Genomic DNA, 25064 nt, shown 5'->3' with positions numbered 1-25064 from the left:
TCATTCTCATACTAAAAAAGGTACCAATCGATATGTAGCAGATAGGTACCTTTTTTAACTTAAATATAATCTACATGACTCACCCTAAAACCTTTTTTCTCTATTTTTTCGATTAATAGCTTTAATCTTTTTTCATTTAACTCATCTGTTATATTTACAATAACACGACGAATATATTGATCACCGTTATCTAGCGTAAACAGTCCACCGATATTATATGCTTTTAACAACGTTCCAAGTTCTTTAATCGTTCCTTTACAATCTTGTGTTGCAATTGTTAATATGTACCCACCTGTCTGCATACCGAATGAATCTTCAATAACATCAAATACATTGGAATGTGTTAAAATACCGACAAACTCATTATAATCATTTAAAACCGATAAAAATGGTAAACGACGAATAACATAAAATGCTCTGAAGAATGAATCCTTCTCGAAAATAAATGCAGAGGAGTCTTCCAGCATATCTCCTGTACTTAATTTCTCTAAACCGTTATTACACTTCTTTTCTAATAGATCTACTTTATAAATAATCCCCATGAATTTCTTCTCATCTTCTGCTAATACAGGGATTGCTCGAAATCCCGTTTCATTCATAATTTGCAAAGCCTCTTCACCGGAATCGTTTATTTTGCAAAAGGTTACTTGCTGTTTTGGCAGAAAATGATATTTAACTCGCAAAATATGTTCCTCCTTACATGTCAACATGTAATCTATATATAATAAGGAGACCTATATTTTATGAGTAAAATTATTTTTAAAACGCTTTCATTTGTTTGTTGACTTGTAACAACATTACAAACGTTCTTATATAACCGAACTTTTCGCACCTTTAATCATTAACAACTTTACGTGATAGTTCATTAAATACTCTATACCCTCTAGCCATTTTTTCGCTTCTTCTGGCGTTTTTCCCCACACGATCATACCATAATTATGAACAAGGACTACTCCGCCGCCTTCAATAAAATTTGGAACATTACTTTCTAATAAATCAGCGAATTTTTTTTCATCTTCTACAATCGGAATTGTCATTTCTGTTATGCCTTCTTTTCCGAAGACACGTTCCACACTACGTTTATCGAATGTTACTTCTCCTTCTTTTCCATACAACTCTGATATTAAATGACTATCTACAGTCTGTACTTGTAAAATGCATTCTGCACTACTTTTTTTATAAATATCCGCATGCATAAATGATTCGGCAGCTGGTTTCTCTTCATTTTCAAAGACTGGCTCACACATACAATTTACGACAATAAAATCTTCTTCTGAAAATAACCCTTTATCTCTTCCCTCGACATTCACTAAAAATGTTAATGGCTCTTTTGACGTACATAATGATAAACTAATTTTTGTGCCATAAAACCAATCACGAAGTGCCAATTCCGACTTTACATCTTTTAATTCATTCCATTTCTTCAGAAAAAATAACATCTCGTCACCCCCGGCGTAATATTCATATAAGGTTCGAATCCTTTTTATGTAAAAGGAATATTTTTTGATTATTCTAAAAATTTAATTGAATTATCACATGAGAATGCTTTTTTGTCAATATGGTTTCACGGCTCTTCTATAAAAAGGGCTATTCATATACTTATTATCCTCTTCATTTCGTACATGAAAAAATACGTTATTCTTCTTATTTAAAGAATAACGTATTTTTCTCTTTTTTATTTCATTATTGCGTTATATAAAAACTGCGCATACTCTTCGCGTGTTACGAAGTCATCACCTAAAAAGTTTCCTTTCCCATCACCTTTTGATATATTATTGTCCGCTAAAGCTTTCACATATCCTTCTGCCCAATGACCCTTTGGTACATCTTTAAAGCTCTCTACAATATTTCCATTTTCCTTCAACTTGAATACTTTTTGTAGTACTACTGACATTTCATATCGAGTTAATACTCCATCTGGACGGAACTTACCATTGCCATCGCCCGTCATAATTCCGGCTTGTGCAACTGTCTCAATAGCCCCTTCATACGCATTTCCTTTTGTATCTGTGAACTTCGTTTTCTGTTCTACATTTTGCTCCAACTTCAAGTACTTTTGTATTAAAACTGCTACTTGACCACGAGTAATGTTATCACTAAATCCAAATTGTCCATTTCCATAACCTACAAATATCTTTTCTTTCGCTAAATGATTAATTGCTTTCTCTGACCAATGGCCCTTTGGTACATCTTTAAATGCTATTACTTCTTCGGATACTTTTTCATTTACAACATTTTGAATCACAGAACCAGTGAAGAAAATGCCTGTGTCCGCAAATGGGTCCTTCACACCAAATTCATATACTTTCTCACCTGGTGTACTCCACTTCACCGCATCGTTACTATACGTACCCCCTTCACTCTTCAAACGAATTTTTGTAGAGATTTTACCATCTTTTTCGTATACAGGTACTTTCACTTCTTTATTTACTTCTGTTTCCTCTAAAAATACTTTTTGATTTTGAACATTAATGTAAGCTGTTTTACTTAGTTCTACAACTGGTCGAACATCACGGATTTCATTTGCAACAAAACTTAGAAATACTAACTTTTTCAAATTGCTAGCTGGTGTTAAGTCTGAAATATAATTTGCTTCTAAATCAAGTTTTTGCAAGTTTACTAGACTTGATAATGGAGTAATATCCTTTAACTCATTGTTAGGTAAGTTTAATACTTTCAGCTGTGTCATCTTACTTAGAGGGGTAACATCTTTTATTTCATTTTTCCCAATCCATAACTCTTGTAATTGATTCAATTGATCTATACCTGATAAATCTTTCACCTTATTACGTGTTAATACTAAATCTTTTAACGGCAACGTATAAAGCGGTGTAATATCTTCAATTTGATTTCCTGCTAAAGATAAGTATGTTACATTTTTCAACTTACTTAACGGAGCAACATTTGAAATTTTATTGTTTGCCACATTCAAGTAATCTAATTGTTCCATTTTCGCTAATGGTGCCACATCCTCAATTTGATTTCCTGCTAAATATAAACTTGTTACATTTTTCATTTCCGTTAGTGGTGCAACGTTCGTAATTTTATTATTACTTAAATCAAGAGATTCCAAATTATCCATCTTAACAAGTGGTGTTACATCTACAATTTCATTAGCGCGTAAAGCCAAATGTTTCAATTGCTTTAAGTTCGTAAAGAATGACGGATCTTTTATCTTTGCATTTGCAACTGTTAAAGATTTTAAATTTGGCATATATTTTAATGCACTATAATCAAGAATCTCATTCGTATTTAAAAACAAGTCTTTTACTTGTAATAATTCCTCTTTCGTAATTGGTGTATCTACATCTTTTCTATTAAATACCTTTTTATTAACAAGTTCTCTTAACTTTTTATCTGTTATCATATTTTGACTGTCGACTTGATCATCTGTTTCCGTATTACCTGAATTAGAATTATCATCTGGGTTTTCAGTTTCTTTGTTGCCTAAAGTCGGATCTACAATTTTAAACTGAACTTGATATTTATGGTCATATCCAATAGCCGGAATAAGTATATGCATTTGCATATTATGCTTCTTCTCAAACTCGCCAATTTCAAATTGAACTACTTTCGTTCCATTTTTCCTCTTATCTTCTGACAAAACTTTCACATCATGAAATACACCAGGTTGGTTTTTATCTTCTATTCTAAGATATTGAAAATAATCGCTATCTTGCATTGTTACAGTAACAATTTTTTTCCCGTCTTCAATCGCTACTTTAGGATTTTTTATGTATTGAGAAACCATAGATGGCTCGTCTTTTTGATCCTTATAAATTTTAATCTCAGTATCATACGTGCGATCACTCGCTGCTACCGACTGGTTTGCTTCAATTTTTATTGCTGCTAATGCTGGAGTAGAATACGCAGCAAATGGAATTGCTAATGTTGTTGCTACTACTAGTGCCTTAATATAATTTTTTTTCAAAATAATATCTCCTATCGTATATAATTATTTAATTGATAAAAATTATCAATTATCCACGAATAAATGATAATGAATCTCATTATCATTGTCAACGGTAATGTTACATTAAATTTATATTTATAAAGATAAAAATAAAAAACCCTTTATTCAAAGGGATTTTTTACTTAACGTATGAAGAATTTCACTTTTTTCCTTCTCATTAATTACACCGATTTTTTGTAAGATATTTGTATACAATACAAGTTTGTTATAAATTCGTTCTGACATATTACCCCTTCTTTCCTCCGACCAACTTTTTTTATATTGGTAAATTATATGAAGGAAATAAGAAAATGTGTCCATTTTTTGCATAAATGCAAATCTTTTATTCCTTTATTTGTGGACAGTAAGACTCCCATCTAAAAATTAGGTAGGAGTCTTACTGTCACTTTATTTAGCAAACTATCCATTGAATATTATGCCTTTTGACTTCTTCTTCAAAACTATGTGGCATTTTTTTATCACAAATAACATGCTGAATACGAGAAAATGCTGCTATTCGATAATTCCCTTTTACGCCTACCTTTGTATGATCACATAGAATATATGTTTTTTCCGCTAATTTCATCATCGCTTCTGACAGTTTCGCCTTTTCTAATTCAAAGCTGGAAACTCCAAAACTAGGTAATAACCCATCCATCGAAACAAACGCTTTATGAAAATGAAATTGATGAATGACTTGCTGAGAGATAGATCCTGATACGCGCGAATGCTTTGGAGATACTTTTCCACCAATAAATAAAACTTCACCGTGAAACATCTTTTTATTAATGGAAGAGATTAATTGTGTTGCAACTGGAAAAGAGCTTGTCACAATCGTTAAATTTTTACGATGAACAAGATATGGTACCATTTGAAGTGGTGTACTCCCATCATCAATCGCAATAACATCTCCATCTTCCACAAACGTTGCTGCTTTATAACCAATTCTTTTCTTCTCTTCTATATGCAACATTTCTCTTTCTAACATCGGTGCCTCTATCCCAGCACCAGGCAGTTGAACAGCTCCACCATACACTTTCTTTAGCTTCTTTTCACGATCTAATTCTTCTAAATATCGACGAATTGTTTCTGTTGATACAGCAAATTCTCTCGCTAATTCTGAAACTTTCACTTTCCCTTTAAACTCTACCTTTTCAAGAATGGTACGCTTTCTTTCTTCTCCTACTACAGACATAGCTTCACCCCATTTATATCTACCTCATAAACTTCCTTGCCTATACAAAGTTATAATTTTCTTTGTAAGTAAAAACCTCTTCATGAATATGAATACCACGCTTTTCTAGCTCATCAAAAATCATTTGTGGATTTTCAAAAGCGAATTCAGGAGTAATAACACCAACTTTATTAACTACTCCTTTTGCAATTAACTCTGTAGCGATTCCAAATGGGATCCCAACATTTCTTGTATAAGCTCTTAACTTCTCCCAGCCTCCTACAGAACCATCAGATAACGGATGTGTATGATATAACACACGTCGCTGTTTTTGATTATTTTTCATACCTACTACTTCTACATGAAGAGCATAACCATAAAGCTCTGTTTCTTGTCCTTCTTTCGATTTTAGTAAATACTTCGAAATGCAATCCATAATCCCAATCTCTTTACCATTTATTTCAATCTGATCATTACGCAATATGCCGTAATCATATAAAGCGCGTACGAGCTGCATGTTTTGCTTTGGCCAAGTTCCTCTCGTCTCTATTAATTTGACACCTTTATTTTCTAACGCCTTTGCTAACGTAAACGTTTCAGAATGCGGGATTATATACTGCGTTGCCTTACCATAAGGCGCTGGCAATTCAATTTCTCTCGGGCGCGCAAACGGGGGTACCTGCTTAAACTCACCATCTTCATACACTGTACGCGATGGTAAATGTGGGTCATATTCATACGTCGTTGTTTCTGTAATGGATGCAGAAAAAGCAATTGGACGATACGAGCCGTGGCTTACACGAACAGACTCTACCGTATCTAACTGATTTGCTGCATGCATCGCCATCATTTGCGTTACACCTGGCGTCATACCAAACCCAGGTAAACACGTTTTGTCATTTTGAACAAATATAGAATGCGAGTCATTTTCTTCACCAAACCCATTCAAGTTCACACCATGACACCCAGCTTCCGCAATGGCGCGCGTAGACAATCCATTTAACTTAATCGTCGTACCGTCCATTACAATGTCATAACCTTTCATTTTTGCAACTGTATCCTCATGATTTGTAACATCTACTTTCACAAAATTAACACGAGGATCGTTGAGCCATTCTACTACTTCAAGTCCCTCTTCTTCGTTAAAATCTGCTACTGTAATCGTCTCAAAAGATGAAAATTGAACTAAATCCAAAATTGCTTCACGACAAATTTTACCTGCCCCACCTAAGCAAAATACTTTCACCCTATAACAGCCCCTTTAGCAATACTATCAACTAAACGATTTATGTCTTCCTCATGTACATCACCAATATTTCCAATGCGGAACGTATCTACCTTCGAAATTTTCCCAGGATAAATAACAAATCCATAACGTTTTAACTCGTTATATAACTGTTGAAACTCGAAGTCCTCTTCTGGATAAATGAAAGATGTAATGATAGGCGATTGATATTTTTCATCTACTATTGACTTAAAGCCGATTTCTTTCATTCTATTCACTAATAGTTTTTGATTGTTGTAATATCGATTGTAACGCGCTCTTACTCCGCCTTCTTTTTCTAGTTCAAGTAGCGCTTGGTAAAAAGCGTGTACAACATGTGTAGGTGAAGTAAAACGCCACTTCCCATTTTGCTCTTCCATCGTTTCCCATTGATCATATAAATCCAGAGATAAAGAACGAGCTTGTCCTTTACACTTCAGTAATTCAGCACGCTTTGCGATTACAAATCCGAATCCTGGAACACCTTGAATGCACTTATTCGCACTACTAATTAAAAAGTCAATTTGCAACTCAGCAATATCTATTTCAATACCACCAAAACTACTCATTGCATCAACGATTGTAACTTTCTCGTACTGTTTTCCTAATTTACATACATCTGCAATTGGATTTATAATGCCAGTCGTTGTTTCGCAATGAACGACTGCAACATGCGTAATCTCTTTATCTTCTTGCAATAAGTTTTCTACCTCTACAATATTAGTAGGTTCCCACTCTTCTGTTTGACTGACCACCACATCTATACGTAACATCTCTGCCATTTGCACAATGCGCTTACCGTAAGCACCATTTGTGCAAACAAGAAGCTTTCCGTCTGTAGGAATAACAGAACCCAACACTGCTTCAACTGAAAACGTACCGCTTCCTTGCATTAAAACCGTTGTATATTTCTCTTCTTCCTTCGTTGCTAATGATACAAGTTTAGCTCTTACATCTTGCACCATTGTGTTATATTCCGCATCCCACGTACACCAATCGTATAGCATAACTTCTTTTACTGTTTTTGTTGTCGTTAATGGTCCTGGCGTTAATAATAAGTAATGATTTTCATTCATGATCCTATGCCCCTTTTATGAAATAATAAGTTCTTGTTTCTCGATATGTTCAATTACGCTCTCGAGTTCTTGCATCGTTTCAATCGTAAAATGAGCCCCGTTTTCAACAAAACGATTACGAACTACTTCCATCTTTTCACGAAGTTCTACCGGGTCCATAGTTTCAACTTCCTCTTTCGTTAAACCAAGCTCACTACTGCCAAGGATTACACCGACTGTCCACATTCCAGCATTTCTGCCCTCTTTCATATCTGACACCGTGTCTCCCACTTTTACCATATGACTCATCGGATACACACCAAGTTCCATCGCATTTTTATAGCACATCCAAGGGTACGGACGGCCTGCTGGAACATCATCTGGCGTCACAAGAAAATCAGGTTTATATCCTTGTATTTCTGCTTCTTTTGCAACAATGTCCATCATTTCTCTCGTATAACCAGTTGTTGAGCCAATTTTAATGCCTCTTGCACGTAATGAAGCAACCACTTCTTTCACCTCATCAATTGGCGTGGCATATTGTGGCAAAATAGTAAAGAGAATTTCTTCAAATTCTTCATACATCTCATGAATGTCTGCTTCAGTTGGTAAATGTCCGAAAACACGCTCCCACTCATTCGCAATACGAGGCATCTCTGTTAGTGCCCTTACATGATCTATTTTCAATAATCCCATTGGCTTACGTGCTTCTTCTGCTGTAATTTCAACTCCACGTTTATAGAAAATCTTCATGAATACTTCGAGTGGTGCAAAACATCCATAATCAACTGTCGTACCTGCCCAATCAAAAATAACTGCTTCCATTTTCATTCACTCCATCACCCTTCTTATTTATCTTTTTTGCCATTGTGACGTTCGGTTACGAAGTGCTTTCGTTCCCCATTCATATACAACTCTTACTACAATATTGGTAACGACAATGAGTACACTCATCGCAGCTGCTGGTGCTACATTTCCTGCATCATCCATATTTACAATTGATACAGCAGCTAGTTTAAAATCTGCCGCATACAAGAACACGACTGCTGAGACAGTTACCATTGAATTCACGAAGTAGTACATAACCATTTCTAAAATGGCTGGTAAACACATTGGTACGGTTACTCGAAAGAATGTTTTATAAAATGGAATACCCATTGACTGTGAAACGAGTTCAAACTCTCGATCTAGTTTCTTTAAAGCAGTCGTTGCGGTAACAAACGTTACAGAGTAAAAATGAATGATATTTACTAACACTAAAACAGCAATTGTGCCATATAAGGAATGAAACGGATTCGTTACTGAAAATCCTAGTATTTGTATTGTTGGTTGGCTGAAGAAAAAGACATATCCTAATCCAAGTACTAATCCAGGAATCGCTAACGGTACGATAGAGAAAAAATAACCTACTTTTCTGAAAAAATGTAACTGTTCTATTTTTTCAATCGCATAAGCAAACACAAATGTTAAAATCGCTCCAATCACCGCTGTAACGGCTGAAACAATTACGCTATTTTTAAACGCTTCAAGTCCATCTCCTGTTAAACTCGAAAAGTTAAAATGCTCAAATGTAAAACTCATATTATATGGCCACACTTTCACACTTGCAGCAATACCAACTGCCACGAATAAAAGAATGATCATAAGCGTTATTACGCTACAATACATAAACGAAATAACATCTCTTTTCTTATTATTTTTGATTCTGTAAGGTACTGCTTTTGAAGATAAAAGATTCGCCTGTTTCCTTTGCGTAATACGATCAACTGCAAAAGCAAAGATAGCTGGGATTAATAAAATCATTCCGACAGTTGCACCCATGGACATGTTTTGCTGTCCAATTACTTGCTTATATACGTCGGTAGCAAGTACATTGTATTGTCCACCAACAATTTTGGGGGCTCCAAAATCAGTGAAACTAAGCGTAAATACAACGAACATCGCGCTAATTAATCCGTACTTTACACTAGGTAAAGTAACCGTGAAAAATTGCTTTGTCTTACTCGCTCCTAACATATTAGAAGCTTCATATAAACGATAATCGGAACTTTGGAAAGCAATTAATAATATAAGAAATGCTTGTGGAAATGTATACATAACTTCAGCCATTACAATTCCTACCGGTCCGTATAACGGTATTTGTATTCCTTCAAATAACCCGAACATCCCTTTCGTTATTAACCCTTGATTACCAAATAAATATGTAAGCGCAATACCATGCATCATCGTCGGTGCGAATAATGGTAATAACGCTACGTATTGAAATACGCGCTTTCCAAAAACATTTGTACGAGCAATCGCATAGGCGTAAGCGAATGCGAGTGTAACTGAAATAATTGTTGTAGCGCCCGAAATCCATATCGTATTTTGTAATGATTGCACTAGCGTTGGTGTTGTAAAATATTTACTGAAATTCGCAATACCAACGAAAGCTCCATCTTTATCGTAAAAGGCTTGTGTAAACAGTTGTAATAGAGGCAATACAAGCATGATAAAAAATGAAAGAAGCATACCAATAATTAATAGTCTCTGTATCCACTCTTCTTTACCGATACGTCTCTTAATCTTTTTTTTTGTACTTTCTACCTTAAAATTTTCTAACATCTCCATCTATACAATGACCTTCTTTCCATATGACAACACATGATTTTCTGAGAAAGAGATTTGAATTGGCTTTCCTTTTCTAATAGTATTTGCCTCTACTTCTGATGCCAATATATCCACTACAATTCTTTCATTATATAGGTTTGTTTTCTCTTCTACGATTCGTACTTCCGTCCGGTATACAGATCCTCGAAATTCCATGCTCTCTACAACTGTTTTCATACCATTATTTTGTACAACTGCTACATGTTCAGGACGAATTGCATGTTCCTCGTTATTTTTCGAAAAGAAATTAATAGAACCAATAAAATCTGCCACAAACGGATTGGCTGGTCTTTGATAAATCTCCTCTGGTGTTCCAATCTGCATAATTTCCGCATGATTCATTACAACAATTTTATCAGCCATCGTTAATGCCTCTTCTTGATCATGCGTGACCATAATAGTTGTTACTCCCACTTTTTCTTGCAAATCACGCAGTTCTCTACGCAACTTTTCACGCACTTTCGCATCTAAAGCAGATAACGGCTCATCAAGTAACAAAATATCAGGAGACAGAGCGAGCGCACGTGCAAGTGCCACTCGCTGCTGTTGTCCGCCAGACATTTGAGCAGGATATTTATCTTTTACATTCAGCAAATCCACAAGTTCTAACGCATCCAGCGCTCGCTCTTTTACTTCTGCTTTTCCATATTTTTTTGTCTTTAAGCCGTATTCAATGTTTTCAAGTGCAGTTAAATTCGGAAATAATGCGTACGATTGAAAAACCATTCCGAAGTTCCTCTTTCCAGGTGGTAAAGCTGTAATATTATTTCCATTCACAGCAATACTACCTGTTGTTGCCTCTTCTAGCCCCGCTAAAATTCGGAGCAACGTCGTTTTCCCACAACCACTTGGGCCTAATAAACAAACAAACTCATTTTTTTTCACAGTAAAAGAAATATCTTTTAGCGCTGTAAATGCATCAAACTGTTTTTGAATGTGTTGAATTGATAAATATTCGCTCATTTTTCTCTCTCCCACTCACTTACTTTTTCGGTTCTGCTTTTTGACCAAACTCTTTTTCCCATTTTTCTAAAATTTTGTCACGATTTTCTGCTGCCCATTTAAAGTCATTCTGTTTGTATAACTTTTCTGTCACATCTTTTGGGAATCCATCTGGAAGTTTATAATCATTTTTAATTGTCGCAAATCCGTTTTTCTCGAAGTATAACTTCATTACATCATCTGTAATGGCCCAATCTAAAAATGCTTGTGCTAATTTATCATTCTTTGCATTATCTTTCTTAATAAGTGCGTTCGCTTCTACTTCCCAACCTAATCCTTCTTTCGGCAGTACAACTTCAACTGGTGCACCTTTTTGTTTCTCTTTTAAAGCGCTATAAACCATTGATACACCAACTGGATATTCACCTGCTCCCGCTAATTTCGCTGGTTTTGAACCTGAATGCGTATAAGATGCCATATTATCATGAAGTTTCTTCATGTAATCCCAGCCTTTATCTTCACCCATAATTTGTAGCCATGCAGAAACTGTTAAAAATCCCGTTCCAGAAGAAGCTGGATGTGGCATAACAAGCGTTCCTTTATATTCCGGTTTCGTTAAATCTTCATATGATTCTGGCATCGGTAAGTTTTTCTTTTTTAATTCTTCTTTATTCACAGCAATTCCCGTCATAAATGCCGTATTGCCTACCCATTTTTCAGGTTTCTTATCATCTTTAAATTGCGGAAGAACGCGATCTGCTCCTTTTGGAGAGTATTCTTTTAACATATCTTTTTTCTCTAAAGCTAATAGACTAGACGCCGCAGTTCCCCATACAACATCTGCTTGTGTATTTTTTCCTTCAGCTAGTAATTTCGCTGTAATAACCCCTGTTGAATCACGAACAATGTTCAACTTCACATCTGGGTACTTCTTTTTGAAAGAATCAAGATAAATTGGTACAAGCTCTTCTTCAATCGCTGTGTACACAGTTAATGATCCAGATAATTTATCATCTTTCACTTTTGCTCCAGCACTTTCTTCTTTCTTTGCACCACACCCCATTAATAACGAAAATACCATTCCAGTTGCTACAGCTTTAAAGATTGTTTTTTTCACTGTCTCTCTCTCCTTTTACAAATCTTATGTACTACTCAAATATAAACAACTAGTGTAAAAGCAGTATTAAACCAACATTAATCTTTTGTTTGTTGGTTGTTTTTGTGTAATACGTTGCTACTTCTATGTTTTTTTGCATTTTTCTGCTAATAATAAACGCTAAATTTACAAATAATTAAAAAAACCTTTATAATCCCACAAAAAAATGAGGCGTTTGTAAAAAACGCCTCATTTTTGTTTACCTTTTTTTGAATTACGATTTGCATACTTCGCACTATTTTCTCCTTCATACTCTAATGCAAATTCTGCATCTGGTAAGCTTTCTTTCGGAGTTTTATTATTGTTGATTGCCGCATTTTGTTTCACTTTTCTTTTTACCAATACATTCACCTGCTCTCAAGAAATCACTTTCTACTCTAGTTTGGAGCAACCTGAAATAATTATTACTGGCAAGTGTTAACAAGTACATAAGAGCCGCTAGATGGAAATACTACATATGAACAAATGATTAAAAAGGAGCGATAATTTTGAAGAAGAAAGAAAAGATTCAGTCACCAATCTTAGCCGAAACGCTCCCACATCAAATGAACTTTCCTTCTTTTAAAGGTACAGGAAAACAAATGCAACAACCTTTTATAAATCAATATGATGTTGTAATCGGAGACAGTAAATATGATTCCGAAAACAGTCCGCTTAACAATTGGAGTGATGAAGTAGATCCTGCCATCATGGCTGGAAAAGAATGGATTCATCCTACAAATGATATTGGGTGGATCTCAGAAGAAAATCAAGAGTTGCTAAAAAAAGAAGTGGACAATAAGAATGAGGCTTTTATGCACCCTCAATTTGGCATTAACGACTAAAAAACCATTCTACCTAAGTTAGGTAGAATGGTTTCATATGCTATCCAATAATAATTCGCTCTTTCGGGTATTTATAGCGAGGCGGCTGTTCCCTTCCACCACTAGCTAAAATAAATGTTAAAATACCGACACGTCCAATAAACATAAGTACAATGAGTACAAGTTTACCGACAGTTGTTAAATCTGGCGTAATCCCCGTTGATAGCCCTGTCGTTCCGAAGGCAGAACAAACTTCAACGATTAAACTCATAAGTGGCACATTTTCCGTAATAGATAAAATGAATAACGCTGTGGCACATAATAAAATCCCCATCGTCATAACGACTGATGCTTTCAGCACGTCCTCTTCATGTATCTGACGTTTGAAGACTCTAACTGTTCTCCCGCCCTTTGCAAACGTGTATAACGATAATATGCTAACAGCAAATGTTGTCGTACGTATTCCACCCCCAACCGAACTTGGTGATGCCCCGATAAACATTAATATACTCATAAACAAAAGCGTTGGTTGTGACAGTTCACGTATATCCATTGTAGCGAGTCCACCACTTCGCGTCGTCACAGATTGGAATAATGTATAAAATACTGTTTCATGCCATGACTTTCCTACTAAAAAATGATTTCGTTCTAGTAAAAAAATCATAATAGTTCCAACAACAACGAGTGCAAAAAATGTTGTTGTCGTCAATTTTGTAAATAATGAAAAACGAAATAGTTGCTGTCGCCTTTTACTAAAGAATTGCTTTACTTCCATTAATACAGGGAAACCGATAGCTCCTAAAATAATAAGTAACATATGAATCATTTGAACAATATAATCTTTTTTGTACGGAATTAATGATTGCCCGGTTAAATCAAATCCTCCGTTCGTCGTTGCACTAACAGCCGCAAAGAAACCGTGAAAATAAGCTTCTTGCCAAGTCGGAAAGTAAAGTAGAAATCTAGTCCCTAACAGGATTGCTCCAATGAGCTCTATCGAAATAATTACAATTAAAATAGAACGCATCAATTCTACAAGACCTGATAGATTTCCTTGATTATGGTCTGCCATAATTAATCTTCTTCGCTGTAAACCAATCTTTTTCCCCGTTATTATCCAAACGAACGTACCAAGCGCCATAATCCCTAAGCCGCCTAATTGTAAAATTAGGGCAAGAACAATAATTCCTGCCGTAGTAAATGTATCTGAAATCGTAACAACAGACAATCCCGTCACACTTACCGCACTAACAGATGTAAATAAGGCGTCGATAAACGTCCATTTCACACCATCCTTCGTAACAAACGGTAAACTAAGTAATATCACTGATACAACTACTGCTAATAAATAAAACAAAACAATAAGTTGTACAGGACGTAATTTTTGTAAAAACTTTTTTATATCTCTCATTCCATCACTTCGCTACCTTTTTTCTATCGATTAAATAAAGAAAAATCTTCACTTTCTTTATTTGTAAATAACTGCTCAAATAATTTGGCAAACACCATTCCATATACAGTTCCATTACCTCCATACGGCAATGCATAAAACAAATTATGTATCTGTTTATCCTCTTTTAAAATAGGAAGACCATCGTGACTACCACCAAATGCTGCTGCCCAATAGTACTCTGCCTGTATATTTTTATATTGTGGGAACATTTCTTTTACAAGATTAATAAGGATATTACGCTTATGCAATAATTTCGTATCACCGATTGCTTGAATTTGCATCGCCTCATCTAATCCACCTATAATAATGCGATTTTGATACGTTCGAAAATATAAATAAGGTCTTGCTGTTTCCCAAATTAAGGATTGCTCATACCATCCCTCAAAATGATCTACCTCATTTGTCACAACTGCATAAGATGTCTCTACTGTTGTATTTTTTTCTTTCTTTCCAAAAAGTGCTTCATAACCTGTAGCCATAATAATATTCTTTGCTACAATTTGATTTCCCATTTTCGTATAACATATCAAATCATCTTGAAGTTTTTTTATATGTATTGCCTCTGTATGTTCATGTATAGTGGCTCCCATTTGGCTTGCTTTATGCAAGAGACTATGCGCTAATAAATATGGATTCACCTCAGCATCGCCATGCGTATATAGCGCCGCTTTTTTTATAAAAGAATAACGCTTTTTAATATCAGATTCTGCAAAGTATTCAACTGGAAACCCATACTCATGTAACGTATTATATTCCTCTTGTAAAAATGAAACATCTTCACTTTTACTTGCATAATATAAACTATTTCGAGGAATAAAATGGGGATTCATATCAAGAGTCGGCACAACTTCCTCCATTGTTCTTAACGCTTCATAACAGAGTCTATATGCTCGTACCCCTTTTTCTCTACCAAATGTATGAATTAGGGAGGTTAATGATTTATCATGAAGAAATTGCAATAAACCTGTATTGGCAGCTGTGCTACCACATGCGATTGCCCTTTTTTCAATGAGCGTAACACTCATTCCAATTTTCGCTAACGAATACGCTATATGAGCACCTGCTTCTCCACTTCCAACTACGAGCACATCACATATCATATCACTTTCTAACGGTGGATAACAAGGTACAGAAACACCTGTATTCCAAAACAACTTACCGGTCATAAGCTTCATAATTATACTCCTATAATGTAAATTTCTCCTTTCTATGTTTTGTTATTTCCCATAAAAAAATCCAACTAACGTGCGCTAGTTGGATTTTTTTATTTTTAATTAGAACGCTCTTCAAGCCAATTTCCAATCGTCGGATATGTTTGTTTTACAGCTGTTCCACCGTAAACGATAGACATATGTCCTGTTGGTAAACATACATATTGTTTATCTGTACTAGAAATATGATCAAGTAACGCTTCTACTTGACATGGCAGAGCAATATGATCACGTTTTGCGGAAATATTTAAGACATTCGCCTTAATATTTGCAAGGTCTACCTTTTGTCCGCGAATAACGAGTTCACCCTTAACCAATTTATTATTTTGATAAAAATCACGAATCCACTGTCTATATGATTCACCTGGGAACGGAATACCATCGCCAACCCACTTTTGAACTAATTTCCAACTTTCGACGAAGCGCTCATTTTCTGAGCGATCGACTAAAGCAACGTACGGACCAACAAAGTTTGTAATTGGCTTTAACATCTTGTTTCCGAAATCAATCATTTCTGGTGGAATGTTTCCGAATGTATCAACCGCTTTATCTAAATTGAAATATTTTTCATCTAGTAAAGGACCATATAATCCTGTTTCAGAAAAGTCAAAAGGACTTGTCATGAAAATTAAATTACGAATTGGCATGTGCGGATGAAGTGCTGCATAAATGGATGTTAATGTTCCACCCATGCAATAACCAAGTAAAGAAATCTCGTCCGATTTTGCAGTTCTCATTACTTTTTTGACTGCTTTCGCAATATAATCGAACACGAAATCATCAAATTTCAAATGACTATCTTCTAAACCAAATGTGCCCCAATCAAGCATATATACATCAAAACCACGATCTACTAAATATTCCACTAAACTATTTCCTGGAGTTAAATCCATAATATATGGCTTATTAATAAGAGCATATATTAATAAGATTGGTACTCTCTGTGTTTTTTCTTGTTTTGGAATGTAACGATAAAGCTTCGTTTTATTCTTCGTCCAAATAACCTCTTTCGGTGTTAAACCAACTTGTGGTTCTGGTTCGCGTAATAAAATTTCACTCGCTCTTTTCACACGACGATATGCTTTGCGATATTCTTCTGGGTACAACTCTAATTGCTTTTCCCATTCTGTTACGAATGTAGTCATTTTTCTATCTCCTTTTCGGTCGATTTCTTTCTAAAAAAAGAAGTGCATTCCTGATATGGATATGCACTTTTTTCTTACTTCATTACATGTATAATCCGCCGTTAATATTTAATTGCTGACCTGTGATATACGCACCGTCACGGCATAGATATACTACACCTTTTGCAATTTCATCAGCTTGACCAAAACGTTTTTTCGGGATTTTCGCAACGATTTTTTGACGTACTTCTTCCGGTACTTCTGCTACCATTTCAGTATCAATAAATCCTGGGCAAATTGCGTTTACAGTTACATTTGTTTTTGCAAGTTCTAACGCTAATGATTTTGTGAATCCTAGCATACCTGCTTTCGCTGCTGAATAGTTTGTTTGTCCAAATCCACCAGCTTGACCGATAATAGAAGAAATACTAATAATTCTTCCTTCTTCTGCTTCCGTTATGTATGGAAGTACCGCACTTGTTGTATTAAATACACTGCTTAAGTTCACGTCAATTACGCGCTCCCAATCTTCACGATTTAACTTTTTGAATGTACGATCTCTTGTAATACCGGCATTGTTAACAAGAATATCAACTTTACCAAAATGATTCACAGCTTCTTCTACAAGACGATTTGCATCTTCTACTTTAGAAACATCCGCTTGCACTGCATAAACGTCATGTCCTTCTTTTCCTAATTCATTTACTAAATTTTCAGCTGCTTCTTTACTGCTGTTATAATTAATAACAACTTTAGCGCCCTCTTGTGCTAATGCTACTGTAATTGCTTTTCCAATTCCTTTTGCCCCACCTGTTACGATTGCTACTTTGCCATTTAATTGAACCATTTCTTTTCCCCCTTAAATGAATTTGTGAACGAATGTTATGAATCATTTTGGTACTCATACTATTGAGTCCCTATATAATTATGTTTCACTGTTTATACACGAAAAGAGATTCTCCCTCTCTCTTTTACCTGTTATAAACAAGCGCTTTTATCATTTTTTATTTTCCGGCTTATTCGTAGGTTTTACTTCTTCTTTTACAGGTTCTTGTAGTTTCGCTAGCACTGCATTTTGCTTTTCTAGCAATTCTAAAATTTGATCAACTTTCGTTTCTAACGTCCGAATATCTTGTTTTACTTTCGTAACATCACGCTTTAATGTAGGAGCTTGTCCTAAAGAATCTACTTTCTCCTCTAGAAACTCCTCGATGTTATCTACTTTATTTTCCAAGTTAATAACAAGCGTAGCCACTCTTGCAATATCCTCTTTTGTCGGTACGTTTACTTGTTCTAAATAGCTTTTTGTCGTATCATTTAATGCTTTTTGATAAAACAAATTCAAATCTAGAACGCTACCCATCCAAGCAGAATATTCTTCTGTTTTAATTGTTTCATTGAGCGCTTTTCCCCAAAATGTTTCGGTTTGTTCATAAGCATTTTTCCATGCTTGTAGTGGATCGAATTTTTGATCAATCACTTTACCTACACTCCCTTTTTCGTTTTTGAAACAATTCAACCTATTCACTATTTTCTAATATTCTGAATAAAACTTCAACCCTATATTTTATTTTTCTTTATTTTCCAACAAATGTATTGACATTAAAAACAGATAGGTGTAAATTGCACTTATAAGCAAAAAATTCCATCTAACTGATTCATGAGGTGATGCACAATCATGCTACATAATGAACCAGAACACCCAGAAAGTTTGGAAAAAAACCAAGCGAAACAACCAAACTCCATGCCAAAAAACTTCTTAGTTCCTTTCTTACTTCTCTGTCTAAAAGACTGGAGTCTTCACGGTTACAAACTTATTCAAATGCTAATGGATATCGGCTTTTCTTCTGTTGACCAAGGTAATGTGTATCGAACACTACGCAAATTAGAAAAAGAAAACCTTATTTCTTCTACTTGGGATACAAGCGACGGAGGGCCAGCAAAAAGAATTTATTCTTTAACTGAATATGGAGAGCAATATTTAACAACATGTGCGACTTCTTTTGAACATTATCAAAATATGTTGCGAACGTTTTTCACGTTATACACCAATGCATTCTTTCCATTTTCTACTTCTCCAGAAAAGGATGAAAAGGATTCTTCATCTTCACCTGGTGGTACAGCAGAGTAATCTGCGTTCACAATATGCAAAAAAACATTTGGGGGTCAAACAATGGAAACTAAGCCATACGAATTAGTCGATGCATTTTGGAAAAACTGGTCTCAATCTCTTTCCCTTTTCTCTTCAGCTGGGAAACAATTAGAGCAACTTACTTTAGAAACGTTAAAACAACAACAAGACGCTTTGCATAAATTAACATCAGGAGTAGATGAACTAGAAAAAGAACTACAACAATTTACTGCTCAGTTCAATAACCAATACACGGATTACGTGAAGCAATTAACTGGAAACTCCTTAAACGATCAAATTAACGAGTGGCAAGAAAAATGGAATGAGCTTTCTACTCAAATGCACCAACTTACTGTTTCTCCTACGAAAACATCTTTGTCTATTCTTACTCAAACTAGCGGTCAATTTGAAGAAACAACAAAGCACTTTATCGAACAACAACAAACGCAACGTGAAGAGGTTCAAAAACAGTTAGAAGTTTTTTTGGGAGAGTTCAAGTCCAAACAACTAGAACTCGCAAAGCAGTTCGAGGAAAACTCAAAAAATCTATTTACTTCCATCAAGTAAGAAAAATGTGGCAACTAACCGCAGCACAAACAAAACTCTTTCTTCCTCCTACTACATCAAGATGGCTGGCATTTTTCGATATGGAAAAGAAGGAGGACAAAATGAATCCATTTCAAGAAGCACAAACTGTTCCGGAGCTTCGTTATGATGAGATTCAAGTCGGTGATCAAGCATCTTTAACAAAACAAATTACGGATGAGGACGTTATCAATTTTGCAAAATTGACTGGAGATGTCAATCCCATTCATATTTTAGATTCGTTTGCAAAAACGACAATGTTTAAAGAACGTATTGCTCATGGCATGCTCGTTTCCAGTTTTATTTCCACCATTCTTGGAACGAAACTTCCGGGCAAAAATACGATTTATTTGTCTCAAAACGTTTCATTCCGCGCTCCTGTCAAAATCGGCGATACACTTCGTGTAGTGGCAGAAGTTATTAAAAAACGGGATGATAAAAAAATCATTACATTACAAACAAACATCTATAATCAATCGGGTGATATTGTCGTGGAAGGTACAGCGACAATACTGAAAAAAGAGTAGCAAATTTGCTACTCTTTTTTCTATCCAAGAACTTCTAATCACACCGATTACTTCCGGGTATGAGTACATCGTTTCCACATAAAATAACGGTACCAGTTTAGATAGTACTTAACTAAACTGGACTACTCATAAGGATGTGTATCAACATGGTGAAAACAAACAAATTACTAGTTCCAGGTGCAGAACAAGCGCTTGAACAATTTAAATATGAAATTGCACAAGAATTCGGTGTTAGCTTAGGGTCTAATACAGCTTCTCGCTCTAACGGTTCAGTTGGCGGTGAAGTAACAAAACGTCTTGTCGCTTTAGCTCAACAACAATTACGTGGATAATACTATAACATATGGCTTAGAGGCAGATATTCTCTGCCTCTTTCTATTTTTAACATACATAATCGTGCTTTTTCACATACTAGTAAAAGCAAAACGAAAGGAGTGATATGTGACATGAAACGGATTAATATTAGCATGAGTCCTCCCCGCGTTCTTACTTTATCTTTTATTGTGTTATCAATTGTTGGCACATGCTTATTAAAATTACCAATTGCTACAACAACGTCTATTTCATGGCTCGATGCCTTATTTACAACCGTTTCTGCTTGTACTGTTACTGGGCTTGGTGTTGTGGATACTGGAAAAGTATTTACTTTATTTGGACAGTGTGTCATTTTAACGCTTATACAAGTGGGTGGGCTTGGCATTATGAGCTTTGCTGTTTTAATTGCGATTATGCTCGGTAGAAAAATCGGGCTTCAAAACCGAATTTTACTGCAACAAGCATTAAATCAAACGAATATCGGCGGGGTCATTCGTCTTGCCAAATCATTATTTTTATTCTCTTTTACAGTTGAATGTATCGCTACTTTGTTTCTCTCTTTTGAATGGGTACCCAAATACGGGATTGCGAAAGGGATATATTATAGTTTTTTTCATTCGATCTCAGCCTTTAATAACGCTGGTTTTTCTGTGTGGAGTGATAATTTAATGTCCCATTCCCATAGCATTCTTGTCAATCTTGTTATTTCCTCCCTCATCATTTTAGGTGGGATTGGTTTTACAGTCATCATAGATATCAAAAGAAAGAAAAATTTTAAAAACCTTACTTTACACTCAAAACTTATGCTCTCTTCTACTCTAATCGTAAATATTATTGCTACCGTTTTAATTTTTATATTCGAGTTCCATAACTCCCTTTCTATGAGAGGATTTACCCCTTTTGAAGAAGGAATGGCCGCTTATTTCCAAGCAATTTCAACGCGAACTGCCGGGTTTAATACAGTTGATATTTCTGCATTATCCAAACCTTCCCTACTATTAATGATGCTCCTTATGTTTATTGGCGCTGGTAGTGCTTCAACTGGTGGTGGAATTAAGTTAACAACCTTTTTAATTATGCTTTTTGGCGTATTTAAATTTTTACAAGAACAAGATGATATTGTCGTGTTTAAAAAATCCATTAAAGATACTCTCATTGTCAAATCATTAACCATTACTATTATTTCCATTTCATTTATCTTTTTTGCTATTTTAATTTTGAGTATTACTGAGCGTGTTCCTCTATTGATGAGTGCTTTCGAAGTATTTTCAGCATTCGGTACTGTCGGCCTCAGCATGAATTTAACACCCCACTTAACTATGATCGGAAAAACTATTATTATCTTTATGATGTTCTTTGGCAAAATGGGACCTTTAACATTGGCCTTTTCATTTGCACGTAAAAAGAACCGAAAAATAAAATATCCGAATGAAGATATTTTAACAGGTTGACAACCGTATAAATTATCCATATAATGAGAATACAATAGCATATCTCCAAAGGGGAGTAGCGTCCAAGAATTATTTCTTGGAAACAAAGTCGTCATTACGTAGAACTTAGTTCTTCCGGCTTTGTTGGCATTTTCATTACATATGTCTAGCAAGACCTTTGCCTATTAACGGCAGAGGTCTTTTTTGTATTCATTACCAAATTATTCCAAAGTTAATAGGCAGGAGTATGGGGAAACTAAATAGTGGGGAAATTCTTCACTTATTTAGTACTTATAGAAATGAGAGGAGAATGTACATGGATGTATCATTATTATTGGAGTATGGTTGGGTATTACTCATCCTAATTGCACTAGAGGGGATTTTAGCGGCTGATAACGCTCTCGTTCTGGCAATTATGGTAAAACATTTACCAGAAGAAAAACGAAAGAAAGCACTATTTTATGGATTAGCAGGGGCATTTGTTTTCCGCTTCGGATCACTATTTATGATTTCATTTCTAGTCGATGTATGGCAAGTGCAAGCAATTGGTGCCATTTATCTTATGTTTATCGCTGGTAATCACTTATTTAAAACGTATGTTAAAAAGAACGCACCTGAAGAAACAGAAGAAAAAGAAACAGAGAAAAAGCAAGAGAACTTTTGGTGGACTGTCTTTAAAGTCGAAGTTGCAGATATTGCCTTCGCAGTTGATTCTATTTTAGCTGCCGTTGCATTAGCAATGACTTTACCAAAAACAGGGTTAGGTACGATTGGTAGTCTTGATACAGGGCAATTTATCGTTATCTTTACAGGTGGACTTATCGGATTAGTTATTATGCGATTTGCAGCATCTGCTTTCGTACAAATATTAAAACGTAAACCAGGACTTGAAACTGCAGCATTTTTAATTGTAGGTTGGGTTGGTGTGAAATTAGCAGTGTATACGTTAGCACACCCTGCTTTAGGTGTCCTTCCACACTCATTCCCAGAATCTACTCCGTGGAAGCTTACATTCTGGGGTGTATTAGTTGGAATCGCAGTTTGTGGTTGGTTCTTCTCAAAAGAAGTAGAAGTAAAAGTAGAAAAGAATTTAGACGAAAAAGCGCTGTAATTACAGCGCTTTTTCTTTTCCCTTTCTATTTTCAGAAAAAATTCCATTATACTACCTTTTGTAAACGCTTCCCTTCTGTATGTATGTCCTTTTTGTGAAATATTGAACAAACTTATTGAAAACGAGAACAAATCCATGTACTTTATTCATATAAAGAGTATTTAGAGACGATGTATTAAAGGAGCGTATTATTCATGCTAGAACAAGGATTAGATTATGTTGTCAAACTGGCTAAGAGCAAGAAGCAGATGCTAGATACAAATCCAATGCAATATTTCATCCGTGCTGCACTTGCTGGCGTTTATATCGGTTTTGTTATTGTACTATGTTTTAAATTAGGTAACTTTTTTCACATTGCAGATTCACCAGCAACCTATTTAGCTGAGTCCATGTTTTTCGGAATTGCTCTCGTACTTATTATATATGGCGGTGCTGAATTATTTACTGGAAATACAATGTATTTCACAGTGGCAACTTTACGAAAAGAAACAACGATTTCTGATACACTTCGTAACTGGGGTGCTTGTTATGCAGGTAACTTAGCTGGCGCTTTATTCTTTGCCTTACTATTTTACGCAACTGGCATTTTTGGAGCAATCGATCACGGTCATTTAATGAATACAGTCGTTGAAGGAAAAATGAACACACCTACAATGCAATTATTCTTTAAAGCGATTTTATGTAACTGGCTCGTATGTCTTGCCTGCTTCTTACCTTCTCAAGTAAAAGGCGATACAGCAAAAATATTGATGATAATGATGCTCGTTTTCACATTCTTCTTGTCTGGCTATGAGCATAGCATTGCAAACTTATCTCTGTTTGCCTTATCTTTAGTTTCACCACATCCTGATACAATTACTTTTGCGGGTGCTATTCATAACTTAATTCCAGTTACAATCGGTAACATTATTGGCGGATCCGTATTTGTCGGTATGGTTTATCATTACTTAACAAAGAAAGCACCTACTGTTAAACAGGAAGAAACTGAATTAGCAGTAGCTCAAACAGAGGAAATCATTCCTTTACAAGCACATATGAAACATTAAAAACTCCAAAGTATCACTTTGGAGTTTTTAGCTCCCTACATATTTAACGACAATATGAGGATCAATCTCTCCTTGCTCTTTCCCTCTTTCTATTCTTCGCTTCATTTTATGCATACCAATGACATCATTTGTATGCAAGTGAATTTCCTTAACATATAATCGCTCTTCACAAAAAGCATCTACGAAATCAAGCCCATTACTTTGTCTCCATCCCATATTAAAATCAAGAGAAAGAATATTCACATCATAATCCCGAACCATTTGCAAGGCACATTCTACTGTAGTTGCTAGCACATATCCGAACAGACAAATTCTTTGATCATCCATATACACATTCATTTTCTATTTCCTCTCTACTTTGAATATGCGATCAATACATAACATATTGCCCCAAGGCTAATAAAAGGTCCAAATGGAATTTGGGTTCTTATTTTAATACGTTTTAATGCTATACCAATCCCGAAAAAACAAAGACTAAAGCAAGATGATAAAAGTAAAATCATAAAACTCCCTTTCACTCCTACTACAAACCCAAGTAACGAAAGTAATTTCACATCCCCTCCGCCAAGACCCTTTGGATAAATCCTTCGCACACAATATAACAGAATAAAAATAATCCCACTGCCTGCTATACTATCTATCCAAGTAACTAACGGTACAAAAATACATTCTAAAGTAAGCAAAAAGGCAAACCAAATTAAAATACGATTAGGTATTAACATATATACTGCATCTGTAACCGTAATAATGAGAAGTAAAGAAAAGAGCGATAAAATAGGAATAAGCTCTCGTTCTATTCCAATTACATATACAGTAAGAACAAACAAACTCCCTGTAATAAATTCAAATGCTATGTACAAACTTGAGATTTTTCTTTTACAATTCGTACAACGCCCTTTCTGCATACAAAATGAAATGATTGGAATCAATTCTTTTGGCTGTAACGTATACTTGCAGTAGTGACAATGCGAACGCGGTGTAATAATAGATTCCCCTACAGGAATCCTCATTGCGATTACCATAAAAAAAGAACCAAACACCATACCCACTAACAATGCATATACATAAGTGAACATCCCTTCCTCTCCTTTCCAAAAGAACATAGCAAAAAAAGGAGAGAACTTCTACTTCATATT

Annotated in this window: 26 protein-coding genes and 1 riboswitch; of the genes, 8 read left to right on the top strand and 18 right to left on the bottom strand. The window is 35.2% G+C overall.

The genetic code is table 11. The annotated features are described in order from the left end of the window. Nucleotides 1-59: 59 nt before the first annotated feature. From cbpA to ACQKNI_RS05365, 11 genes are all read right to left on the bottom strand, one after another. Nucleotides 60-683, bottom strand: coding sequence for a cyclic di-AMP binding protein CbpA (gene cbpA / locus ACQKNI_RS05415; RefSeq protein WP_088231335.1), 624 nt, complete (start codon nucleotides 681-683; stop codon nucleotides 60-62). Between the two features lie 126 nt (nucleotides 684-809). Further along, complete coding sequence (locus ACQKNI_RS05410) at nucleotides 810-1439, bottom strand: class II aldolase/adducin family protein (RefSeq protein WP_000895999.1); 630 nt, start codon at nucleotides 1437-1439, stop codon at nucleotides 810-812. Between the two features lie 236 nt (nucleotides 1440-1675). Continuing rightward, a complete protein-coding gene (locus ACQKNI_RS05405) occupies nucleotides 1676-3931 on the bottom strand; it encodes an NEAT domain-containing leucine-rich repeat protein (protein ID WP_088231336.1) in 2256 nt (751 codons plus the stop codon). A gap of 433 nt (nucleotides 3932-4364) precedes the next feature. Then, nucleotides 4365-5147 carry a DeoR/GlpR family DNA-binding transcription regulator gene (locus ACQKNI_RS05400; RefSeq protein ID WP_088231337.1) on the bottom strand — a complete coding sequence of 261 codons (783 nt, stop codon included), beginning with the start codon at nucleotides 5145-5147 and terminating at the stop codon, nucleotides 4365-4367. Between the two features lie 40 nt (nucleotides 5148-5187). Continuing rightward, the gene (locus tag ACQKNI_RS05395) at nucleotides 5188-6372 is read right to left on the bottom strand and encodes a saccharopine dehydrogenase family protein (RefSeq protein ID WP_098252408.1); all 1185 of its coding nucleotides are present in this window, start codon (nucleotides 6370-6372) and stop codon (nucleotides 5188-5190) included. Beyond that, nucleotides 6369-7466, bottom strand: a complete 1098-nt coding sequence (phnW, locus tag ACQKNI_RS05390; RefSeq protein WP_088231339.1) for a 2-aminoethylphosphonate--pyruvate transaminase — start codon at nucleotides 7464-7466, stop codon at nucleotides 6369-6371. The genes ACQKNI_RS05395 and phnW overlap by 4 nt, the downstream gene beginning before the upstream one ends. A 15-nt stretch (nucleotides 7467-7481) precedes the next feature. Next, nucleotides 7482-8276, bottom strand: coding sequence for a phosphonoacetaldehyde hydrolase (phnX, locus tag ACQKNI_RS05385; protein WP_098252409.1), 795 nt, complete (start codon nucleotides 8274-8276; stop codon nucleotides 7482-7484). Between the two features lie 21 nt (nucleotides 8277-8297). Then, entirely contained in the window at nucleotides 8298-10055 is a 1758-nt protein-coding gene (locus tag ACQKNI_RS05380; protein ID WP_427282249.1) for a putative 2-aminoethylphosphonate ABC transporter permease subunit, read from the bottom strand. Beyond that, nucleotides 10056-11057, bottom strand: a complete 1002-nt coding sequence (locus ACQKNI_RS05375; protein ID WP_427282248.1) for a putative 2-aminoethylphosphonate ABC transporter ATP-binding protein — start codon at nucleotides 11055-11057, stop codon at nucleotides 10056-10058. Between the two features lie 19 nt (nucleotides 11058-11076). After that, entirely contained in the window at nucleotides 11077-12153 is a 1077-nt protein-coding gene (locus ACQKNI_RS05370) for a putative 2-aminoethylphosphonate ABC transporter substrate-binding protein (protein ID WP_088231342.1), read from the bottom strand. 228 nt (nucleotides 12154-12381) lie between these two features. Then, a complete protein-coding gene (locus ACQKNI_RS05365) occupies nucleotides 12382-12534 on the bottom strand; it encodes a hypothetical protein (protein WP_000240799.1) in 153 nt (50 codons plus the stop codon). Nucleotides 12535-12680: 146 nt separating this feature from the next. Here ACQKNI_RS05365 and ACQKNI_RS05360 point away from each other — a divergent pair, with 146 nt between their 5' ends. Then, complete coding sequence (locus tag ACQKNI_RS05360) at nucleotides 12681-13016, top strand: DUF3905 domain-containing protein (RefSeq protein ID WP_427282247.1); 336 nt, start codon at nucleotides 12681-12683, stop codon at nucleotides 13014-13016. A 40-nt stretch (nucleotides 13017-13056) separates the two neighbouring features. Here ACQKNI_RS05360 and ACQKNI_RS05355 read toward each other — a convergent pair whose 3' ends face one another. From ACQKNI_RS05355 to phaR, 5 genes are all read right to left on the bottom strand, one after another. Beyond that, complete coding sequence (locus ACQKNI_RS05355; protein WP_427282246.1) at nucleotides 13057-14406, bottom strand: TrkH family potassium uptake protein; 1350 nt, start codon at nucleotides 14404-14406, stop codon at nucleotides 13057-13059. 23 nt (nucleotides 14407-14429) lie between these two features. Beyond that, nucleotides 14430-15623 (bottom strand): NAD(P)/FAD-dependent oxidoreductase, encoded by a 1194-nt coding sequence (locus ACQKNI_RS05350; protein WP_088231345.1) that lies wholly within the window; start codon nucleotides 15621-15623, stop codon nucleotides 14430-14432. Nucleotides 15624-15718: 95 nt separating this feature from the next. Beyond that, nucleotides 15719-16804 (bottom strand): class III poly(R)-hydroxyalkanoic acid synthase subunit PhaC, encoded by a 1086-nt coding sequence (phaC, locus tag ACQKNI_RS05345; protein ID WP_000206837.1) that lies wholly within the window; start codon nucleotides 16802-16804, stop codon nucleotides 15719-15721. 82 nt (nucleotides 16805-16886) lie between these two features. Then, entirely contained in the window at nucleotides 16887-17630 is a 744-nt protein-coding gene (locus ACQKNI_RS05340; protein ID WP_000250412.1) for an acetoacetyl-CoA reductase, read from the bottom strand. Nucleotides 17631-17780: 150 nt separating this feature from the next. After that, entirely contained in the window at nucleotides 17781-18263 is a 483-nt protein-coding gene (phaR, locus tag ACQKNI_RS05335) for a polyhydroxyalkanoic acid synthase subunit PhaR (protein ID WP_088231346.1), read from the bottom strand. A 198-nt stretch (nucleotides 18264-18461) separates the two neighbouring features. On the opposite strand from phaR, the gene phaQ reads away from it, so the two are divergent. The 7 genes from phaQ to ACQKNI_RS05300 all read left to right on the top strand — a co-directional run bounded on the left by phaQ (nucleotide 18462) and on the right by ACQKNI_RS05300 (nucleotide 23928). Further along, nucleotides 18462-18914: a poly-beta-hydroxybutyrate-responsive repressor gene (gene phaQ, locus ACQKNI_RS05330; RefSeq protein ID WP_000903017.1), complete on the top strand. Its 453-nt coding sequence runs from the start codon at nucleotides 18462-18464 to the stop codon at nucleotides 18912-18914. A gap of 42 nt (nucleotides 18915-18956) precedes the next feature. Then, nucleotides 18957-19481 (top strand): polyhydroxyalkanoic acid inclusion protein PhaP, encoded by a 525-nt coding sequence (phaP, locus tag ACQKNI_RS05325; protein WP_000448582.1) that lies wholly within the window; start codon nucleotides 18957-18959, stop codon nucleotides 19479-19481. Nucleotides 19482-19582: 101 nt separating this feature from the next. Continuing rightward, a complete protein-coding gene (locus ACQKNI_RS05320; RefSeq protein ID WP_071709900.1) occupies nucleotides 19583-20026 on the top strand; it encodes a MaoC family dehydratase in 444 nt (147 codons plus the stop codon). A gap of 146 nt (nucleotides 20027-20172) precedes the next feature. Beyond that, complete coding sequence (locus ACQKNI_RS05315; protein ID WP_000241212.1) at nucleotides 20173-20358, top strand: alpha/beta-type small acid-soluble spore protein; 186 nt, start codon at nucleotides 20173-20175, stop codon at nucleotides 20356-20358. A gap of 114 nt (nucleotides 20359-20472) precedes the next feature. Then, nucleotides 20473-21792, top strand: coding sequence for a TrkH family potassium uptake protein (locus tag ACQKNI_RS05310; protein ID WP_088231347.1), 1320 nt, complete (start codon nucleotides 20473-20475; stop codon nucleotides 21790-21792). 38 nt (nucleotides 21793-21830) lie between these two features. Then, a riboswitch (yybP-ykoY riboswitch) is annotated at nucleotides 21831-21997 on the top strand. A 90-nt stretch (nucleotides 21998-22087) separates the two neighbouring features. Further along, nucleotides 22088-22882, top strand: a complete 795-nt coding sequence (locus ACQKNI_RS05305; RefSeq protein ID WP_088231348.1) for a TerC family protein — start codon at nucleotides 22088-22090, stop codon at nucleotides 22880-22882. A gap of 194 nt (nucleotides 22883-23076) precedes the next feature. Further along, entirely contained in the window at nucleotides 23077-23928 is an 852-nt protein-coding gene (locus ACQKNI_RS05300) for a formate/nitrite transporter family protein (protein WP_088231349.1), read from the top strand. A gap of 27 nt (nucleotides 23929-23955) precedes the next feature. Here ACQKNI_RS05300 and ACQKNI_RS05295 read toward each other — a convergent pair whose 3' ends face one another. Next, nucleotides 23956-24267 (bottom strand): cyclic-phosphate processing receiver domain-containing protein, encoded by a 312-nt coding sequence (locus ACQKNI_RS05295; protein ID WP_088231350.1) that lies wholly within the window; start codon nucleotides 24265-24267, stop codon nucleotides 23956-23958. Between the two features lie 14 nt (nucleotides 24268-24281). Then, nucleotides 24282-25004: a prepilin peptidase gene (locus ACQKNI_RS05290; protein ID WP_088231351.1), complete on the bottom strand. Its 723-nt coding sequence runs from the start codon at nucleotides 25002-25004 to the stop codon at nucleotides 24282-24284. Between the last annotated feature and the right edge of the window lie 60 nt (nucleotides 25005-25064).

This window comes from Bacillus sp. NPDC094064, assembly GCF_050279585.1.
In the GTDB taxonomy this organism is placed as follows: Bacteria; Bacillota; Bacilli; order Bacillales; family Bacillaceae_G; genus Bacillus_A.
The sequence above is the reverse complement of the archived record's forward strand: the minus strand, read 5'-3'. Positions and strand labels throughout refer to the sequence as shown.